This is a genomic window from Kocuria sp. NBRC 114282 (assembly GCF_030268385.1).
Taxonomy (GTDB): domain Bacteria; phylum Actinomycetota; class Actinomycetes; order Actinomycetales; family Micrococcaceae; genus Kocuria; species Kocuria palustris.
In genome coordinates, this window is sequence record NZ_BSQO01000039.1 from 1 (window position 1) to 335 (window position 335).

Sequence of the window (335 nt, forward strand, 5' to 3'; positions counted from 1 at the left end):
CGCAATCAACTATCCACTCGGCGCGGGGAGGAAGAGCCCCGTAGGCCGAGTGGATCCCCAATTGCGCTAAAGGCCCTCATAGCGCAATCAGGTATCCACTCAGCAGGAGGGGGCAAAAAGCATCTGGATATGCGGAAAAGGCTGATGGCCGGCTCGACCCGCAACCATTGCTGCGGGGAGCCGGCCATCAGCCTTCCCTCTAAAGAGTATTGCGGCGGCGACCTACTCTCCCACACCCATCAGAGTGCAGTACCATCGGCGCTGTGAGCCTTAGCTTCCGGGTTCGGGATGGGACCGGGCGTTTCCCTCACGCTATAACCACCGCAAACCTGCCA

At 60.3% G+C, this 335-nt stretch carries 1 rRNA gene; it reads right to left on the minus strand.

What is annotated here, in order from left to right:
* Nucleotides 1-209 precede the first annotated feature (209 nt).
* Nucleotides 210-326 (minus strand): 5S ribosomal RNA (gene rrf, locus QSJ40_RS12625).
* Nucleotides 327-335 lie beyond the last annotated feature (9 nt).